14 protein-coding genes and 2 pseudogenes are annotated in these 17,287 nt (G+C 71.7%); 8 read left to right on the plus strand and 8 right to left on the minus strand.

The window, feature by feature from the left end:
• Window positions 1–13: 13 nt before the first annotated feature.
• Both OHT52_RS14190 and pdhA read right to left on the minus strand, forming a co-directional pair.
• Entirely contained in the window at window positions 14–994 is a 981-nt protein-coding gene (locus OHT52_RS14190) for an alpha-ketoacid dehydrogenase subunit beta (protein ID WP_328720514.1), read from the minus strand.
• Window positions 995–996: 2 nt separating this feature from the next.
• A complete protein-coding gene (gene pdhA, locus OHT52_RS14195; protein ID WP_328720515.1) occupies window positions 997–2,151 on the minus strand; it encodes a pyruvate dehydrogenase (acetyl-transferring) E1 component subunit alpha in 1,155 nt (384 codons plus the stop codon).
• 346 nt (window positions 2,152–2,497) lie between these two features.
• Here pdhA and OHT52_RS14200 point away from each other — a divergent pair, with 346 nt between their 5' ends.
• The 3 genes from OHT52_RS14200 to OHT52_RS14210 all read left to right on the plus strand — a co-directional run bounded on the left by OHT52_RS14200 (window position 2,498) and on the right by OHT52_RS14210 (window position 4,794).
• Window positions 2,498–3,160 (plus strand): response regulator transcription factor, encoded by a 663-nt coding sequence (locus OHT52_RS14200; protein WP_328720516.1) that lies wholly within the window; start codon window positions 2,498–2,500, stop codon window positions 3,158–3,160.
• Between the two features lie 125 nt (window positions 3,161–3,285).
• Window positions 3,286–3,711 carry a pyridoxamine 5'-phosphate oxidase family protein gene (locus tag OHT52_RS14205; protein ID WP_328720517.1) on the plus strand — a complete coding sequence of 142 codons (426 nt, stop codon included), beginning with the start codon at window positions 3,286–3,288 and terminating at the stop codon, window positions 3,709–3,711.
• Window positions 3,712–3,777: 66 nt separating this feature from the next.
• Window positions 3,778–4,794, plus strand: a complete 1,017-nt coding sequence (locus tag OHT52_RS14210) for a phosphotransferase (protein ID WP_328720518.1) — start codon at window positions 3,778–3,780, stop codon at window positions 4,792–4,794.
• 33 nt (window positions 4,795–4,827) lie between these two features.
• Here OHT52_RS14210 and OHT52_RS14215 read toward each other — a convergent pair whose 3' ends face one another.
• Window positions 4,828–6,432, minus strand: a complete 1,605-nt coding sequence (locus tag OHT52_RS14215) for a protein kinase domain-containing protein (protein WP_328720519.1) — start codon at window positions 6,430–6,432, stop codon at window positions 4,828–4,830.
• Window positions 6,433–6,832: 400 nt separating this feature from the next.
• On the opposite strand from OHT52_RS14215, the gene OHT52_RS14220 reads away from it, so the two are divergent.
• From OHT52_RS14220 to OHT52_RS14235, 4 genes and pseudogenes are all read left to right on the plus strand, one after another.
• On the plus strand, window positions 6,833–8,443 hold the full coding sequence (locus OHT52_RS14220; protein ID WP_328720520.1) for a protein kinase domain-containing protein: 1,611 nt from the start codon (window positions 6,833–6,835) through the stop codon (window positions 8,441–8,443).
• A 487-nt stretch (window positions 8,444–8,930) separates the two neighbouring features.
• Window positions 8,931–9,554, plus strand: coding sequence for a hypothetical protein (locus tag OHT52_RS14225; RefSeq protein WP_328720521.1), 624 nt, complete (start codon window positions 8,931–8,933; stop codon window positions 9,552–9,554).
• 150 nt (window positions 9,555–9,704) lie between these two features.
• On the plus strand, window positions 9,705–10,250 hold the full coding sequence (locus OHT52_RS14230) for a bacterial proteasome activator family protein (protein ID WP_328720522.1): 546 nt from the start codon (window positions 9,705–9,707) through the stop codon (window positions 10,248–10,250).
• Window positions 10,251–10,320: 70 nt separating this feature from the next.
• Window positions 10,321–10,713, plus strand: a pseudogene (locus OHT52_RS14235) (IS630 family transposase); the annotation flags it as partial.
• Between the two features lie 57 nt (window positions 10,714–10,770).
• On the opposite strand, the gene OHT52_RS14240 reads toward OHT52_RS14235, so the two are convergent.
• The 3 genes and pseudogenes from OHT52_RS14240 to OHT52_RS14250 all read right to left on the minus strand — a co-directional run.
• Window positions 10,771–11,283, minus strand: a complete 513-nt coding sequence (locus tag OHT52_RS14240) for a DinB family protein (RefSeq protein ID WP_328720523.1) — start codon at window positions 11,281–11,283, stop codon at window positions 10,771–10,773.
• 243 nt (window positions 11,284–11,526) lie between these two features.
• Window positions 11,527–12,522 (minus strand): NAD(P)H-quinone oxidoreductase, encoded by a 996-nt coding sequence (locus OHT52_RS14245; protein WP_328720524.1) that lies wholly within the window; start codon window positions 12,520–12,522, stop codon window positions 11,527–11,529.
• Between the two features lie 74 nt (window positions 12,523–12,596).
• Window positions 12,597–13,295: pseudogene (locus OHT52_RS14250) on the minus strand (potassium channel family protein); the annotation flags it as partial.
• A 300-nt stretch (window positions 13,296–13,595) separates the two neighbouring features.
• Between OHT52_RS14250 and OHT52_RS14255 the strand changes: the two are divergent.
• The gene (locus OHT52_RS14255; protein ID WP_443046791.1) at window positions 13,596–14,660 is read left to right on the plus strand and encodes a potassium channel family protein; all 1,065 of its coding nucleotides are present in this window, start codon (window positions 13,596–13,598) and stop codon (window positions 14,658–14,660) included.
• A 179-nt stretch (window positions 14,661–14,839) separates the two neighbouring features.
• Here OHT52_RS14255 and OHT52_RS14260 read toward each other — a convergent pair whose 3' ends face one another.
• Window positions 14,840–16,360, minus strand: coding sequence for a molybdopterin molybdotransferase MoeA (locus OHT52_RS14260; RefSeq protein ID WP_443046792.1), 1,521 nt, complete (start codon window positions 16,358–16,360; stop codon window positions 14,840–14,842).
• A gap of 44 nt (window positions 16,361–16,404) precedes the next feature.
• Window positions 16,405–17,280, minus strand: a complete 876-nt coding sequence (locus OHT52_RS14265; protein WP_328720526.1) for an NTP transferase domain-containing protein — start codon at window positions 17,278–17,280, stop codon at window positions 16,405–16,407.
• Window positions 17,281–17,287: the final 7 nt, after the last annotated feature.

Raw genomic sequence — 17,287 nt, forward strand, 5'->3', positions numbered from 1 at the left:
ACGACCCCTCTCCTCAGTACGCCAGCGAGCGGTCGACGGCGTCGAGCACCCTGTCGAGACCCGGCAGATACTCGTCTTCGAGCCGGGCCGGCGGGTACGGGACGTGGTAGCCGCCGACCCGCAGGACCGGTGCTTCGAGATGGTAGAAGCTGCGCTCGGTGATCCGGGCGGCGATCTCCGCGCCGGAGCCGTAGAAGACGGGGGCCTCGTGCACGACGACCAGCCGGCCGGTCTTCTCGACCGAGGTCTGGATGGCGTCGAAGTCGATCGGGGACATCGACCGCAGGTCCAGGACCTCGATCGACCGGCCCTCCTCCTCGGCCGCCGCGGCGGCCTCCAGGCAGACCTTCACCATCGGCCCGTAGGCGACGAGCGTCAGGTCGCTGCCCTCGCGGACGGTGACGGCGCGGTGCAGCGGGACCGGAATGGCCTCGGTGTCGACCTCGCCCTTGTCCCAGTAACGCCGTTTCGGCTCGAAGAAGATGACCGGGTCGTCGCTCTGGAGGGCCTGCTGCATCATCCAGTAGGCGTCGTGCGCGTTCGACGGCGAGACGACCTTCAGGCCGGAGACGTGCGCGAACAGCGCCTCGGGCGACTCGCTGTGGTGCTCGACCGCGCCGATGCCGCCGCCGTAGGGGATACGGACCACGACGGGCAGCTTGATCTTGCCGAGCGAGCGGGCGCGCATCTTGGCGAGCTGCGTGACGATCTGGTCGTACGCGGGGAAGACGAAGCCGTCGAACTGGATCTCGACGACGGGGCGGTAGCCACGCAGGGCCAGGCCGATCGCCGTGCCGACGATGCCGGACTCGGCGAGCGGGGTGTCGATCACCCGTCCCTCGCCGAAGTCCTTCTGGAGTCCGTCGGTGATCCGGAAGACACCGCCGAGCTTGCCGACGTCCTCACCCATGATCAGTACCTTGGGGTCGGTGTCGAGGGCGTGGCGCAGCGACTCGTTGAGCGCCTTGGCGATGGACATCTTTTCCGCGGCCATGGTCAGTTCTCCTCCTCGGCGAACGATGCCTGGTAGGCGGTGAACTCGGCGCGCTCCTCGTCGACGAGCGAGGACCCGTCGGCGTACGCGTGCTCGAACATGGCGAGGGGCTCGGGGTCCGGCATCGCCCGGACACCCTCCCGCACGCGCTTGCCCAGCGCGTCGCTCTCCGCCTCCAGGGCGGTGAAGAAGGCCGCGTCGGCGAGCTTCTGCTTCTCCAGGTACGTGCGCAGCCGCAGGATCGGGTCCTTCGCCTCCCACGCGGCGCGCTCCTCGTCGGCCCGGTACTTCGTCGGGTCGTCGGAGGTGGTGTGCGCGCCCATGCGGTAGGTGAACGCCTCCACGAGGGTGGGGCCCTCACCGCGGCGGGCCCGCTCCAGCGAAGCCTTGGTCACGGCGAGGCAGGCGAGCACGTCGTTGCCGTCGACGCGGACGCCGGGGAAGCCGTAGCCCTGGGCGCGCTGGTAGAGCGGCACCCGGGTCTGGCGCGCGGTGGGCTCGGAGATCGCCCACTGGTTGTTCTGGCAGAAGAACACGACCGGGGCGTTGTAGACCGCGGCGAAGGTGAACGCCTCGCCGACGTCGCCCTGGCTGGTGGCGCCGTCACCGAAGTACGCGACCACGGCGGAGTCCGCGCCGTCCTTGGCGACGCCCATGGCGTAGCCGGTGGCGTGCAGGGTCTGCGAGCCGATGACGAGCGTGTACAGGTGGAAGTTGTTGCTGTTCGGGTCCCAGCCGCCGTGGTTCACGCCGCGGAACAGGCCGAGCAGGTTCGTCGGATCGACCCCGCGGCACCAGGCGACGCCGTGCTCGCGGTAGGTGGGGAAGACGTAGTCGTCGTCGTTGAGCGCCCGTCCGGAACCGATTTGCGCGGCCTCCTGGCCCAGCAGCGATGCCCACAGGCCCAGCTCGCCCTGGCGTTGCAGCGCGGTCGCCTCGGAGTCGAATCGGCGGGTCAGCACCATGTCCCTGTACAGCCCGCGCAGCTCCTCGGGGGAGAGGTCGACGCTGTACTCGGGATGCTCCACGCGCTCGCCCTCGGGCGTCAGGAGCTGTACGAGCTGGGGCTCGGAACTCTGTGGTGCCTTCGCGGCGCTGGTGCGCCTGCTGCTGCTACTGCGTCGCGGCTTACGCGCGGCAGTGCTCTCCACGGTCACGTGCGTGCTCCTCCGTCGGTCCGGACCCCGGGGTCTGCCGGGAACCAGTGCGGCTCGCCTGTGTCCGGACCCGTGCACGGGGTGGGTGCCGCTCGGCCGGGAACAGGCGTGACAGGTGCCCCGGCGAGCACCCTGTCACAGGCACGTTACCCAGTGGGTCGCAGATACGCGAAACCCTCTCTGACCTGCGTTTTTGCTTGGATTTCCAAGTAAATCGCGAAAACCCGAACTCTCGCTGGTCACAGCACTGGTAACAGCCTGGCAGGCCGCCGGAACAACGGCACGTTATCCCGGGGGAACGGCACAGGGAAGGGCGGAGCGGAGCGGAGTGTGTGAGACTGCGAATGTGTCCGAAGATGGAAAAATCACCGTATTTCTACTCGACGACCACGAGGTAGTCCGCCGGGGCGTCCACGACCTGCTCGCGGTGGAGGACGACATCGAGGTCGTCGGTGAGGCCGGCACCGCCGCCGACGCCCTGGTCCGTATCCCCGCCACCCGCCCCGACGTGGCCGTCCTGGACGTGCGCCTGCCGGACGGCAGCGGGGTGGAGGTGTGCCGGGAGATCCGCTCCCGGAACGAGAACATCAAGTGCCTGATGCTCACCTCGTACGCGGACGACGAGGCCCTGTTCGACGCGATCATGGCCGGGGCCTCGGGGTACGTGCTGAAGGCGATCCGGGGCAACGAGCTGCTGAGCGCGGTACGCGACGTGGCGGCCGGAAAGTCGCTGCTCGACCCCGCGGCCACCGCCCGGGTGCTGGCCCGGCTGCGCGACGGCAAGGACGGCAAGGGCGACGACAGGCTCGCCAACCTGACCGACCAGGAACGCAAGATCCTCGACCTGATCGGCGAGGGACTCACCAACCGGGTCATCGGGGAACGTCTGCACCTCGCGGAGAAGACCATCAAGAACTACGTCTCCAGCCTCCTGTCGAAGCTCGGCATGGAGCGCCGCTCGCAGGCTGCCGCGTACGTCGCCCGGATCCAGGCCGAGGGCGAACGCTGACCCGAGCCCCGCGCGGGCACCGGGGCGGGCCGGGGTCCGGCGGGACCCCCGGGGACCTTGGTCCCGGTGTGCACGGGGCCGCCGGCCCTTACGCGCGGGCCGGGCGCCGTCGGACAGTGGAGGGCATGTCTCCAGAGGAATCGCATGCCATCGAGTTGCTCGACCGGGTCCCGTACGGCCGGCTGGCGACCAGCAGGCGTGCGCTCCCGCTGCTGGCCCTCGCCCGTCACATCGTGTGCGACGGGCAACTCCTGCTGCGCATGCACGGCGGGCTCGGCCACCACGAGGCCTGTGACGGCAGCGTCGTCGCCTACGGAGCCGACAACCTGAACACCGCCGCACCGGGCGACCGCGACCTGTGGGCCGTGCAGTTCACCGGCACCGCCGAGCTGACGGAACCCTCCCGCGTCCAGCGCGCCCGCTTCGGCACCCTGCCCGCCGACGTCAACGGCGAGACCTTCGATCCGGTGTACCTCCGGCTGCACCCGCACTTCGTCTCTTGGCACACTCTGGGCTGGAATTCAAGTCCGCATCCGGGCCACGTTGCGTGATCTACCATCTGGTAAGTGCCGCGCTCATATGTAACCCATCCTCCCCAACCTCCGGTCGGCGAGGTCATGCGCCGCTATCCCGCGGTCGGTGAACCGCTCGCCTGCGAGCCGATCACCAAGGGACTGCTCAACCACGGATACCGCGTCGCCACCACACGCGGCGCGTACTTCCTCAAGCACCACCTGGACAAGCAGCACCTGGACGACGCCACCGGCGAACGCTCCCTCATCGCCCGCCAGCACCGGGCGACCCAGCGCCTCCAGTCGATCGGCGTCCCCGTCGCACCACCACTGGCCGACGCCGACGGCGAAACCGTCACGGTGATCGACGGCCACTGCTTCGCCCTGCACCCCTGGGTCGACGGCCGCCACCGGATCGGCGCCCAGCTCACCCCCGACCAGTCCACACGTCTCGGGGCGCTCCTCGGAGCCGTACACACCGGGCTCGAACACGTCATGGGCCCCGGCAGCGGCACGCAGACCACGCGGCGCGGACACGGCAGCCCCGATCCGGCCGACACCTTCGCCCTCATCGACGAGCTGCTCGACGCGGCACGCGGCGTACGCCCCCGCGACACCCCGCTGGACGCCTTCGACGAGCTGGCCGTGCACCGCCTCGTCGAACGCCGGGCGCTGCTCGAACGCCACGCCCACCGCCGCCCGCCGACCCCCGTGGGCCCCGCCCACGGCTGGGTGCACGGCGACTTCCACCCGCTGAACCTGCTCTACCGGGGCAGCGACCCGGTGGCGATCGTGGACTGGGACCGGCTCGGCGTACAGCCGCGCGCCGAGGAAGCGGTACGCGCCGCGGCGATCTTCTTCGTGCAGCCGGCCGGAAAGCTGGAGCTGGAGAAGGTCAAGGCGTACGCGCGCGCCTACCGCGAGGCGGCCGGGGTCGGCTCGGCGGAACTCGCCGCCGCGGTGCACCGGGTCTGGTGGGAGCGGCTCAACGACTTCTGGATATTGCGCTGGCGCTACGCCCTGGGAGACCGAAGGGCCGACCCGCAGTTCCCTGCGGTGTCGGCCCTGGTGGTGTGGTGGACCCGGGAGTACGAGGCGGTGAACGAGGCGTTCACCGGGTGAGCGGCCCCCGCGTACCCGTGGCGGAGCCCCGGGTCAGGGGGCGGTGCCGGCCGTGCTCGACGCGTCGGTGGGATCGGCGGTGGGGCCGCCCCCACCGACCAGGCCGCCCAGCGCGCCGGAGCCGTCGTCGTCGTCGCCCGTCGGGTCCGTGGTCGGCTCCTCGGACGTCTCGCCCGTGGAGCCGGAGTCGTCACCACCGGTGGACGTGGCGGGCGCCTGCGTCGTCTGGGTCGGCTTCGGCGTGTCCGAAGGCTTCGTCGCCGTCGGCGTCGGAGTCCAGCTCGGCTCCTCGGACCACTGCGACTGCCCGCCCGAGGAGTCCCCGGGCGCCTGCGACTCCGTGGTCGGATCGTCGCTCGGCTCGGCCGAGGTCTCGTCCGGAGAGGGCGAGTCGGACGTGGTCTGCTCCACCCGGCCCTTGTCGGTGTCGTTGCCGCTCGACGCGTTGACGGCGATCGCGATCCCGACGCCGATCGCGACCAGCGCGAGCACCGCGAGGAGCCACATCTTGCTCTTGCCGCCGCCGTCCCCCCGGCCGCCGTCGTAACCGCCGCCGTAGCCGCCGTCGTCCGGGTTCGCCGGGGGCAGGATCGCCCCCTTCGAGGTGTCCCCGTGCGAGGCGTAGCCGCCGGCCCCCATCACCTGGGTCGCGCCGGCGTAACCCTGCGCCGGGGTGCGGGCCCCGTCGTACCCGGCGACCGGTCCGGTGTTCCACGTACCGGTGTGGCCGCCCTGCACCTGGAGCATCTGCAGGCCGTACTGGACCAGCCCGCGCATCTCCTCGGCGCTCTGGAACCGGTCGTCCGGCTCCTTCGCGAGCGACCGCATCACCAGGCCGTCCAGCTCCGGCGGCACGGCGTCCGAGACGTCGGAGGGCGGCACCGGAATGTCCTGGACGTGCTGATACACCACCGAGAGCGGCGTCTCACCGGTGAACGGGGGCCGCAGCGCCAGCAGTTCGTACAGCAGACAGCCGGTCGCGTACAGGTCGGAGCGGTGGTCGACGGCCTTGCCGAGCGCCTGCTCCGGAGAGAGGTACTGCGGCGTGCCCATGACCATGCCGGTCTGCGTCATCGTCGACTGCGCGCCGTGCAGCGCACGGGCGATGCCGAAGTCCATGACCTTGACCGCGCCGGAGTGGGTGATGATGACGTTCGCGGGCTTGATGTCCCGGTGCACGATGCCGTGCTGGTGCGAGTAGGCCAGAGCCTCCAGCACACCCGAGACGATGATGAGCGCCTGCTCGGGAGGCGGCGCTTCCGCGCTGATCAGCAGCTCGCGGATGGTGCGGCCCTCGACCAGCTCCATCACGATGTAGGGGACGGTCTGACCGCCCACGACGTCCTCGCCGGAGTCGTACACGGCGACGATCGCATGGTGGTTGAGCCCGGCCACCGACTGCGCCTCACGGGTGAACCGCGCCTTGGAAACCGGGTCCTCGGCGAGATCGGAACGGAGCAGCTTCACCGCGACGGTACGTCCGAGACGGACGTCCTCCGCGGCGTAGACCTCCGCCATGCCGCCCCTGCCGAGGCGGTGGGTCATCCGGTAACGGCCGTCCCCGACGACGCCGCCGACGCCCCAGGAGTCGGTGCCATCCGAGACTCCGCCGCCGTTTGCTTCGGAATCGGGTGCCATCAGTCCTCGCCGTCGTATCTGTCCGCGCGTCCGCGGGTCCTCACGGTGCCTGGTACCTGCATCAGCTGAATGGGCAGCTGCATTGCCACGCCACGCTACAGCCTCCGCCGCGCCCCTCGGTCCGGAGCGAAACCGGTCGTCCGATCGGCCGGCGTGCCGCACGGGCACATACCGGGCGGTTCCTGTAACGCTTCCGAGACGGTTCGTGTGGTCAGGGTCACGGAACCGGCACCTGGCTTGACGTGTCCCGCCCCTCGGGCAGACTTGGCCCGTAATACGGATCTTCGCGGATTTCCGGGCACCGGCGCTCGCTGTTCACCGAAGTTTCGGAACAGATTTCCGCGAATGCCGCGACACCCGCGAAACCGGGGTCACCGGTGCGCCGAGGGGGAGACACGTCATGAGCCAGGACGGTTCGCACGGGCGCTACGCGGGCGGAGCCGTCGCCGGTGGGCGGTACCAGCTCCGGGATCTGCTCGGTGAAGGCGGCATGGCCTCCGTCTACCTCGCCTACGACGCCGCACTCGACCGCCACGTGGCGATCAAGACCCTGCACACCGAGCTCGGGCGCGAACAGTCCTTCCGCGAGCGGTTCCGCCGCGAGGCCCAGGCCGTGGCGAAGCTCCAGCACACCAACATCGTCTCCGTCTTCGACACCGGCGAGGACGAACTCGGCGGCGCCCTGATGCCGTACATCGTCATGGAGTACGTGGAGGGCCTGCCGCTCGGCGCGGTGCTGCGCCAGGACATCGCCGCCCAGGGCGCCATGCCCGCCGACAAGGCCCTCAAGGTGACCGCCGACGTGCTGGCCGCACTGGAGACCAGCCACGAGATGGGGCTCGTCCACCGCGACATCAAGCCCGGCAACGTCATGATCACCAAGCGCGGCGTGGTCAAGGTCATGGACTTCGGGATCGCCCGCGCCATGCAGTCCGGCGTGACCTCGATGACCCAGACCGGCATGGTCGTCGGCACCCCCCAGTACCTCTCTCCCGAGCAGGCCCTCGGCAGAGGCGTGGACGCCCGCTCCGACCTCTACTCGGTCGGCATCATGCTCTTCCAACTGCTCACCGGACGCCTCCCGTTCGACGCGGAATCGGCGCTCGCCATCGCGTACGCGCACGTGCAGGAGCAGCCTCCTGCCCCGTCCACCCTCAACCGCGCCGTCTCCCCCGCGGTGGACGCGCTCGTCGCCCGCGCGCTGCGGAAGAACCCGAACGAACGCTTCCCCAGCGCCGCCGCGATGCGCGACGAGGTCTTCCGGGTGCTGAACGCGTCGGGCCCGGCCGCCGCCCCGGTGATCGTCGCCGGCGGCCCCGCGAACAGCGGGTCGGGGGTCGGCGCGACGGTCTTCCCACCGGTGGACCAGCAGAACCCGCCCACCCCGTACGGCGTCCAGACCCCGTACCCGGCACACCAGCAACCGCAGCAGCCCGGCCCGTACGGGGTCCCGACCCCGGCGGCGGGCTACGGCTACCCGCAGGCCGCCCCGCAGGCGTACCAGCAGACCCCGCCGCCGTACGCCGTGGCCGCGACCGGCGGCGGCACGGGTGCCGGGGGCGGCGGCAGGCCCCGCCGGAACGGGGTGGTCCTGGGTTCGGTCGCCGTCGCCCTCATCGCCGTCATCGGCCTGGGGGCGGTCTTCCTGATCGGCGGGGGCGGGGACGACGAACCGGAGGCCACCGGCGGCTCCGGGAGCAGCGCGCCGGCGGTCGCGGGGGAGCACAAGGGCCCCGAGCGCAACCGGACGATGGACATCGAGGACTGCACCGACCCGAGTACGGACATCCGCGATCCGGAGAAGGTCTCCGCGCCGGACTTCGTCTACAAGGACCTGCTCTCCGCGAGGGCCTGCGCGGACGCCGCCGGGTGGACCCTCAAGGTGATCGAGGAACCCGGCAACACCTACGCCGAGGACCAGATCGTCAAGCAGTTCCCGACCGCCGGTACGGCCATGGACCCGCACAGCGCCCACATCGAGCTGAGCGTCTCCACGGGCGACCCGAACTGAGTCGGGCGGACGGGCGGGACCCGGTGCCGGGAACAGGGACGGGATCAGGGGACGGCGTCCGGGGACGGGCAGGGGCCTGAGCGGCCGTTCGCGCGTGGCCCTGATCAGCCGTTCGCGCGTGGCCCCGATCGGCCGTTCGGGTGAGGACGGCACTCGCCGTCATCAGGGCGGATGACATCTTTCCATCCGGGATGCCGGGAATGTGCGGGCGTGTGACGCTGATCCCATGGCTCCAGGTCCTCTTCCCTCACGCTCCGTGCGGATGTCGAGGTCGGCGGCCTGTGTCCTGTTCGCCCTGACCGCCGTGCCGATTCCGGTGGCGGGCGGGAACGCCTTCGCGTCCCCCCGTACGGGCGCCCTAGCCCCCTCCGGAGCGGAGGCGGCCGCACCCTCGGGTTCCCGGTCCGCGGCGCGCTCGCCCTCGGCCCTCACGTCCGCAGCGCCCTCGGCCGCAGTGCCCTCGGCCGCAGTGCCCTCGCTCCCTTCGGTGCCCTCGCTTCCGGCGCGCGCGGCCGGCAGTCGTGGCGCGACCGGCCGGCCGACGGCAGGTCTCCCCGCGTCCGGCCCTCCCCTGGCGCCCGCTTCGTCGATCCGGCCCTCTCGGGCGGCCTCGGCGTCCTCCGGGCGGCCTTCGGCGGGCGTCCACCCACGGGCTTCCGGGCTACCGGTTTCCGCCGCGTCGGCCCCGGCGGGCGGAACCGACGCGAGCATCTCCACGGGACCCTCCACGATCACGCCCCCGGCCACCCCGCTGGTTCCGCCGTCCGTCGGTCCGTCCGACGAGGCGTCGACCGGCCCGCCGAAGGACGGGGCACCGTTCGCCGGGCGGCTCGCCGGCGAGGGCCGGGTACGCCCCGGAAGGTCGCTGACCCCCGACGAGCTCGCCTCTGCGGTCGCCGCTCTGGAGGACGACGACGAGGAGACCCCCCCGCCCGCCCCGGCTTCCGTCGCGCCGCCCTTCCCGTCCTCGGAGCCCTTGACGACGGCCCACCGGCGCGCACTGCGCGCCCGGACCGCCGAGCGGCTCCGCGGGCTGTCCCTGGGCGGCGGAATCACCCTGGTCGGCCTCGGACTGTTCCTTCTCGCCGTCCGTGTGCGCCGCGCGGGCTGACGTGAAACACGCGCTCCCGGGGTCCGCACCCGGGGATGCGCCGGACATCTCGGGGGACCGATCACGCATTCAGGTACGTAGGGGACGGTGGATCACGCCTAAGAAGGGGCACCACCCTTGTGTACGGAGCAGGTGCGAGACAATGGCGGCATGGAGATGCCGAGGAATGACCGGTCGCAGGAGCACCCCCAGGTCCTCGTGGTGGGACAGGACGGAATGGCTGTCGGCGGCGGTGCCAGTGGCGACGAGTCCCGCGAGGTCCCAGTGACGGAGATGGTCGAACAGCCCGCGAAGGTCATGCGCATCGGCAGCATGATCAAGCAGCTCCTGGAGGAGGTCAGAGCAGCCCCTCTCGACGAGGCGAGCCGCGTCCGGCTCAAGGAGATCCACGCCAGTTCCGTGAAGGAGCTGGAGGACGGACTCGCACCGGAACTGGTGGAGGAGCTGGAACGCCTCTCGCTGCCCTTCACGGAGGAATCGGTCCCCTCGGAGGCCGAGCTGCGGATCGCACAGGCCCAGCTGGTGGGCTGGCTGGAGGGCCTGTTCCACGGCATCCAGACCGCGCTGTTCGCCCAGCAGATGGCGGCCCGGGCCCAGCTGGAACAGATGCGGCGCGCGCTGCCGCCCGGCTCCGGCGACGAAGAAGGCGCCGGCGGCGACCCGCACGGCGCGATCCGCTCCGGCCCGTACCTCTAGGGCGTGTGTCAGGCACCCTTTGCCCCGTAGTCACGTGACGCGCCGTTCGGATGCTGGTCCGGACGGCGCGGTGTCGCCAGGGTGTCCGGGTGGCAGAACGAGTACGGGTCACGAGGGGCGACGCCTGCTGCGGACCATCCGCAAAGGCACGGGGTCGGTGGTCACCTGGCGGCGCGCCCAGACGGGTGCTGCTGTCCGCGCAGGGTAGGCCCATGGCGACATTGCCCAGGTGACGTTCACGAGCGCGGATCGGGTCCGGGACGTGAACCACAGCTTCGACACCGACGGCTTCGACTCCCTGTATCCGAAGTACGAGAGCGGTCGGCCCAGGACCTTCACCCTGCCCGAGCGGCGCGAGATCAAGAAGCTCGCGAAGTCCAAGCCGGCCGAGCACGATCTGGCGTTCGCGACCTGGAGCCTGACCAAGCCGGCGGACTTCCTGGTCGCCGAAGGGGTGGTCGACGCGCGGCGAGCGTGCGTGCCGGGCGTCGCCGGACAGGCGGGACTACCGACACACGGCCTAAACGCCGGTGGTGCCATCGATGCGTTCCCGGACCAGGTCGGCGTGGCCGTTGTGGCGGGCGTACTCCTCGATCATGTGGACGTAGATCCAGCGGAGGTTGACGTCCTGCTCCATGAAGCGGCCCGTATCGGTCAGAGCACGGTCGGCGCAGTGCTCGCGGGCGCGGGCGATCTCCGCGTGCCAGGTGGCGAGGGCATCACTGAGAGAGGCGCCCGCAGCAAGGTCGAACCCGCCGTCGGGGCCGCCCGGGTCGGCCTGCGGGTCGTAGATGGGCGGGGCCTGTTCTCCGGCGAGCACGCGGCGGAACCAGCTCCGCTCCACCTCCGCCATGTGCTGGACCAGTCCGGTCAACGTGAAGCCGGACGGCGGCACGGACGCGACGGCGGCCTGCTCATCGTCCAGGCCCTCGCATTTCATGGCCAGTGTGGTGCGGTGGAAGTCGAGCCAGCTTTCAAGCGTCGTGCGCTCGTCGGCGTTCAGGGGCGGCATAGGACGATCGATGGCGCTCATTGGTGGATTATCGCCAGCGCCCGAAGCCGTCGACAGGCGGGGCCAACCTACCGGGCGACCGTTGCCCGATGCGGCACCAGGTGTACTGCCCCGGGCGGAACACGCCTCGGGCCGATCACCACGCCGACGCGCGGGCCCTCCGCGCGCGGGAACCGGCAGAGCCCGGACCGCGGGAATCCGATGCGGATTCCGTGCGGGCCGGGCTCTCCTCATGGCAGGCCCCCGGGGCGGGACCGGAGCCGGTCAGACCTGGTTCGTGGCGGGCGCCAGCAGCAGGACCTTGCCGATGTGAGTACTGGACTCCAACACCCGGTGGGCCTCGGCGGCCTCGGCCATCGGAACCGTGCGGTCGACGATCGGCCGGACCACGCCCCCCTCGATCAGCGGCCAGACGTGTTCGCGCACGGCCGCCACGATCGCGGCCTTCTCGGCCGCCGGGCGGCCCCGGAGCGAGGTGGCGGTGACGGCGGCCCGCTTGGTCAGCAGGGCGCCCAGGTTCAGTTCGGCCTTCGCGCCGCCCTGGAGACCGATGATGGCGAGCCGCCCGTTGGTGGCGAGTGCCTCGACGTTCTTCCCCAGGTACTTCGCGCCGACGATGTCCAGGATGACGTCCGCGCCCGCGCCGTCCGTCGCCTTGCGGATCTCCTCCACGAAATCCTGCTCGCGGTAGTTGATCAGGATGTCGGCGCCGAGTTCCGCGCAGCTCGCCAGTTTCTCCGCGCTGCCCGCCGTCACCGCGACCCGGGCGCCGACCGCCTTGGCCAGCTGGATCGCCATGGTGCCGATGCCGCTGGAACCGCCGTGCACCAGCAGGGTCTCGCCAGGGCGCAGATGCGCCACCATGAAGACGTTGGACCAGACCGTGGACGTCACCTCGGGCAGTGCCGCCGCCGACACCACGTCGAGGCCCGCGGGCACCGGCAGCAGTTGCCCGGAAGGCACCGCGACCTTCTCCGCGTAACCGCCGCCGGCGAGAAGCGCGCAGACCTCGTCGCCCACCGCCCATCCGCTCACGCCCGGGCCCAGCGCGGCGACCCTGCCCGCGCATTCGAGACCCGGGTACGCGGACGCGCCGGGCGGCGGATCGTAGAAGCCCTGGCGCTGCATGACATCGGCGCGGTTCACCGCGCTGGAGAGCACCTCCACGAGGACTTCGCCCTCGCCGGGTACGGGATCGGGCACCTCGGTCCAGACGAGTGCCTCGGGGCCACCGGGTTCCGGGATCGTGATCGCATACATGGCCGCGAGGCTACTCCGTGGCCACCGCCCCACCCGGCAGGCAGCGCCTCCCCCGCCGACCGGGCGACCCTGCGCTACAGCCGCTGCGGGCCCTGCGGCGGCCGGTTCGGGATCAGCGGGGAGGGCAGCGGGGAGGCACGCACGACCACCACCACCCGGTCCGTCATCTGCAGAGGGCTCGCCGCGGGATCGTCGTAACTGAGCATCCGGTGGCCCCGCACCACGTTCACCACCAGGTCATCGGTCTCCCGAACTCCCTTGCCGACCTCGCTCTTTATCACCGGCCGCTCGATGAGGTCCAAGCCACTGCCGTGCTGGATGAGGTCCTCCAGCACCGTGCCCGCGCTCGGGCTGAGCGCCGAGAGACCCAGCAGCCGGCCCGCCGCACTCGCGCTGGTGATGACCGCGTCCGCTCCGGACTGCCGGAGCAGCGGGGCGTTCTCCTCCTCGCGCACCGCCGCGACGATCTTCGCGCTCTGGTTCAGCTGCCGAGCCGTCAGCGCCACCAGCACCGCGGTGTCGTCGCGCTGGGTGGCGATGATGATCTGGCGCGCCTTCTGGACCTCGGCCCGCAGGAGGACCTCGCTGCGGGTGGCATCCCCCTGCACCCCGGTGAACCCCTGCGCGTTGACCGCGTCGACCACCTTGCCGGACGGATCGACGATGACGATCCGGTCCTTCCGCAGGCCGGTCGCGCAGAGGGTCTGCACGGCCGAGCGGCCCTTCGTACCGAACCCGACGACCACACTGTGATCACGCACGTTGCTTCTCCAGCATTCAGGAACTCGACGGTTCGACAGGTCGCCCTGTTCGGCGTATCGCGCGGTACGGCGCGGCTCTCAGGGTACGGAAGGACGAGGGACGGAACGGTCGCGCGGAACCCCTTACGCTTCTGTCCGCCGGTGACGGTGCGCGACCGGTGGAGAAACACCGCGCGCCGGGCACTTCGGCATCCGTCCTCGTCGTCGATCCAGGACCATGGGCCACGACGTGACCACCTGCCCGCCGCCGCCAGAGGACATGCCTTGAAGGACGAGAACCACCCAGCAGCCAAGACCGGCAGGTTCTCCATCCTGCGGACCCTCTGGCACCGCTCGCGCTCGGAAGCACGGGACGACAACGAGGCCAGTCGCGCCATCACCATGCCGACGCAGGGCGCCCTGCCGCCGCTCCAACAGGTGCTTCGGCGGCTGGCGATGGCCCTGTTGGTCCTCGCGGTCACGGTGGTGATCGTCTGGACCGACCGCGCCGGATACAACGACACCTCCGACGGCAGCGTCGACCTGCTCGACGCCGTCTACTACGCGACCGTCACCCTCTCCACCACCGGTTACGGCGACATCACCCCGGTGAGCGACGGTGCCCGCCTCACCAACGTGCTGGTCATCACCCCCCTTCGGGTGCTCTTCCTGATCATCCTGGTCGGCACCACCCTCGAAGTCCTCACCGAGCGGACCCGCCAGCAGGTGCGCATCCACCGGTGGCGTTCCCGTACGCGCGGCCATGTCGTGGTGGTCGGTTACGGCACCAAGGGCCGGCACGCCATCGAGTCGCTGCTCTCCACCGGCATCGGCAAGGACAAGATCGTCGTGGTGGACCCGCAGCAGAAGGCCGCACACGCGGCCGGCGACGACGGGCTGGTGGCCGTGGTCGGCGACGCCACACGCTCCGAAACGCTGCTCAAGGCCGAGGTGCAGACGGCCAGGCGAGTGATCATCGCGCCTCAGCGCGACGAGACGGCCACCCTGATCACCCTGACCGCCCGCCAGCTCAACAAGCACGCCACCATCGTCGTCGCGGTCCGGGAGGACGAGAACGTACCGCTGCTCAAGCAGAGCGGCGCGGACACCGTGGTCACCAGTTCCAGCTCGGCCGGGCGTCTGCTCGGGGTGTCGATGGCCAGCCCGCCGGTGGCCAGGACGCTGGAGGATCTGATGACCCACGGCAGCGGACTGGATCTCGGTGAGCGCGCGGTGACCGAGGAGGAGATCGGCCGCTCGCCGCGCGAGTGCGCCGACCTGATCGTCGCGGTGCTCCGCAACAGGAAGTTGCTCGACTACACGGACCCCGCGATCGCCGGCCTCAAGCGCGACGACCGTGTCATCACCATCAGCCGGTCGGGGGCACCGGCCTCCTGACGCCGGGCCTGGTCCGTCCGGTGGGCTGTCCGGTCCGCCGATGCCGGGCCCGGTCCGTCCGGCACCCGTCCGGCGGATGTTTCACGTGAAACGGCCAACGTCTCCGGTGTGTGCGGACACCGGTCGGCCGCCGGACCGCCCGACTCCCCGGCCCCCGGGCCGCCTGGCCGCCTGGCCGCCTAAGCCCACGGCAGGTCGAGGATCTCCACCTCGGCACCGGGGCGCACACCGCCCGGCGGTACGACGGCCATACCGTCGGCGGTGGCGATTCCCCGCAGCATGGCGGGACCGTTGTAGCGCAGTGGCACGACCTGGTCCCTGGTGTCTCCGCGCCCGGCCCGGTGCACCACGGGTACGAGCCGGGTGTCGTGCGGGTGCCCCTGCACCGCGTCATGGGCGAGCGCCCGGTACGGCTCCTGCGCGATGCGGCCCGCGAGGCCGCCGAGCAGCGGAAGCGCGAGCGTGAGGAGTCCGGACACCGCGGCGAGCGGGTTGCCGGGCAGCCCCACCAGGAAGGGGCCGTCCGGGGCCAGCCTGGCGAGCAGCATCGGGTGCCCCGGGCGTACCGCCACCCCGTCCACCAGCAGTTCGGCGCCGATCCCGGAGAGGACCGGGTGCACATGGTCGACCGGACCGGCCGCCGTCCCCCCGGTCGTCAGCACCAGGTCCGCGGCGGTGGTGGTGAGCGCGTGCCGCAACGCCTCCGGGTCGTCCCCGAGGCAGCGGGGATCGGCGACATCGGCACCGGCCGCCCGCAGCCACGGGCCGAGCATGGGCCCGAGCGCGTCGCGGATGCGACCGCCGTGGGGGAGGCCCGAGGTGAGCAGCTCGTCACCGAGCACCAGCACCTCCACCCGGGGACGGGGCACGACGGCGAGCGCGTCGTACCCGGCGGCGGCGGCCAGGCCGAGCACCGCGGGGGTCACCAGCGTTCCCGGCGCGAGCAGTTGCTCGCCGGTCCGGCACTCCGTCGCGCGCGGCCGGACGTCCTGGCCGGGAACGACGGTCCGCCGGGCGTGCAGCATCCCCTTGGCCTCGTCCACCTCGGCGTGCTCCGAGCGGATGACCGCCGTCGCCTCCGCAGGCATACGGGCGCCCGTGGCGATCCGTACCGCCTCACCGTCCGGCAGCCGGTCGAGGCCGCCGTCCCCGGCCAGAAGTCCGGAGCCCGCACGGACGTACCAGGGGCCCGGTCCGGTGACGGCCCAGCCGTCCATGGCCGAGGTGTCGAAGGACGGCAGGTCGGTCAACGCCGCGAGCCCCTCGGCGAGCACATGGCCCGGGGAACGGTCGAGAGGGAGCCGGATCGCGGGCAGCGAGGTCCTCCGGCCGGCTCGCACGGCCAGCGCCCTGGCCTGCTCCCAGGAGGCGCCGGGGGAGTGGTGCACGGGTGCGGCACCACGAGCCGGTACGGACCCGGCCGAGGCGGACTTCACCGAGCCGGACGGCTCCGGAGGGGCCGGCGGCCTCGTCGTCCCCTCCGAGCGGCCTCCGGCCGGGGGTGCGTCGCCCCGGTGGGAGGAGTCCGGGGGAGAGAGGTCGTAGCGCGACGACTCGTGCGGGGGGACCCGGTTGGCCAGGGCCAACGCCTGCTCCACGGCACGCTCGTCCTCCGCCGAGGAGGCCGTGCGCGCGGGTACGGGGCAGTCGTCCAGTTCCGGAAGCACGAAGAGGTCACCCGTCGCTCCCGAGCCGGAAATCCGCACGGTCGGGGCCTCCGAAGCGGGAATCGGCTCCCGGCCGGTCACGAGGCTCCGGCCCCCTTGCCGTCGCCCGACTCCTCTTCCCAGCGCAGGGCGAGAGCAGTCGCCTTGCGGGCCGCCTCGGCCACGGCGCCGGGAGCGTCGCCGGGTCCGGCGTTCGCGCTCGCCAGCCCGGCCGCGTACCCGACGAGGAAGGTGGTGAGCGGGGCGGCGGGTCGCGCGACACCGTGCGCGGCGTCGCGCGCCAGGTCGAGCAGAACATCGGTGTCGACGTCGAGTTCGAGGCCCAGTTCGGTCTTGACTGCGGTGATCCATTCGTCCAGCACGGCCTCATGCTCCCTGATGTGTGCCCTCGCCCGCTTGATGTCGTCCCAAGTGTCGCAGTCGAAGGAGGCGAACTCCGGTGTGGCCAGGGTGGCCAGATCGAGCTCGGCCGTCAGCAGGCGCAGCGGAAGTCCGGCGAGGCCGCCGTGCTCGGTGGCGAGCAGGGCGAGCTCGCGCCGCAGTGGTTCGGCCCGGTAGACGGCGACCAGCGGCTGACGGCGCCCGTCGGGGTCCGTGCACAGGGCGCCCTCCCGGCCGCCCTCCTCCGCGGCGGCCAGCAACGCGCCGATGGTGGCGGCGCCGAGGAACGGCAGGTCGGCCGAGAGCACCACGACCCAGGGGGCGTCGGTCTCCCGGACGCCCGCACCCAGCGCGGCCACCGGCCCGCCGCCCGCCGGTGTTTCCCGGGTCCATCTCACCGGCCGGACCGTGGCTCTGCGGGGCCCGACCACGACCGTGCTCGCGGCACCGGCGCACGCGGCGAGCACCCGGTCGAGCAGCGTCCGGCCGCCGACGCCGATCCCGGGTTTGTCCGCTCCCCCGAGCCGTCTGGCGGCCCCTCCGGCGAGGACGATGGCGTCATAGGCGGTCATGCGACGA

Source organism: Streptomyces sp. NBC_00247 (assembly GCF_036188265.1).
In the GTDB taxonomy this organism is placed as follows: domain Bacteria; phylum Actinomycetota; class Actinomycetes; order Streptomycetales; family Streptomycetaceae; genus Streptomyces.

Excerpts from the sequence above, each read along its gene's own strand:
- OHT52_RS14190 (WP_328720514.1), bottom strand. The coding sequence starts at position 994 with ATGGCCGCGGAAAAGATGTCCATCGCCAAGGCGCTCAACGAGTCGCTG.
- OHT52_RS14205 (WP_328720517.1), top strand. The coding sequence starts at position 3,286 with ATGTCTCCAGAGGAATCGCATGCCATCGAGTTGCTCGACCGGGTCCCG.
- OHT52_RS14210 (WP_328720518.1), top strand. The coding sequence starts at position 3,778 with ATGCGCCGCTATCCCGCGGTCGGTGAACCGCTCGCCTGCGAGCCGATC.
- OHT52_RS14215 (WP_328720519.1), bottom strand. The coding sequence starts at position 6,432 with ATGGCACCCGATTCCGAAGCAAACGGCGGCGGAGTCTCGGATGGCACC.
- OHT52_RS14220 (WP_328720520.1), top strand. The coding sequence starts at position 6,833 with ATGAGCCAGGACGGTTCGCACGGGCGCTACGCGGGCGGAGCCGTCGCC.
- OHT52_RS14230 (WP_328720522.1), top strand. The coding sequence starts at position 9,705 with ATGGAGATGCCGAGGAATGACCGGTCGCAGGAGCACCCCCAGGTCCTC.
- OHT52_RS14240 (WP_328720523.1), bottom strand. The coding sequence starts at position 11,283 with ATGAGCGCCATCGATCGTCCTATGCCGCCCCTGAACGCCGACGAGCGC.
- OHT52_RS14245 (WP_328720524.1), bottom strand. The coding sequence starts at position 12,522 with ATGTATGCGATCACGATCCCGGAACCCGGTGGCCCCGAGGCACTCGTC.
- OHT52_RS14265 (WP_328720526.1), bottom strand. The coding sequence starts at position 17,280 with ATGACCGCCTATGACGCCATCGTCCTCGCCGGAGGGGCCGCCAGACGG.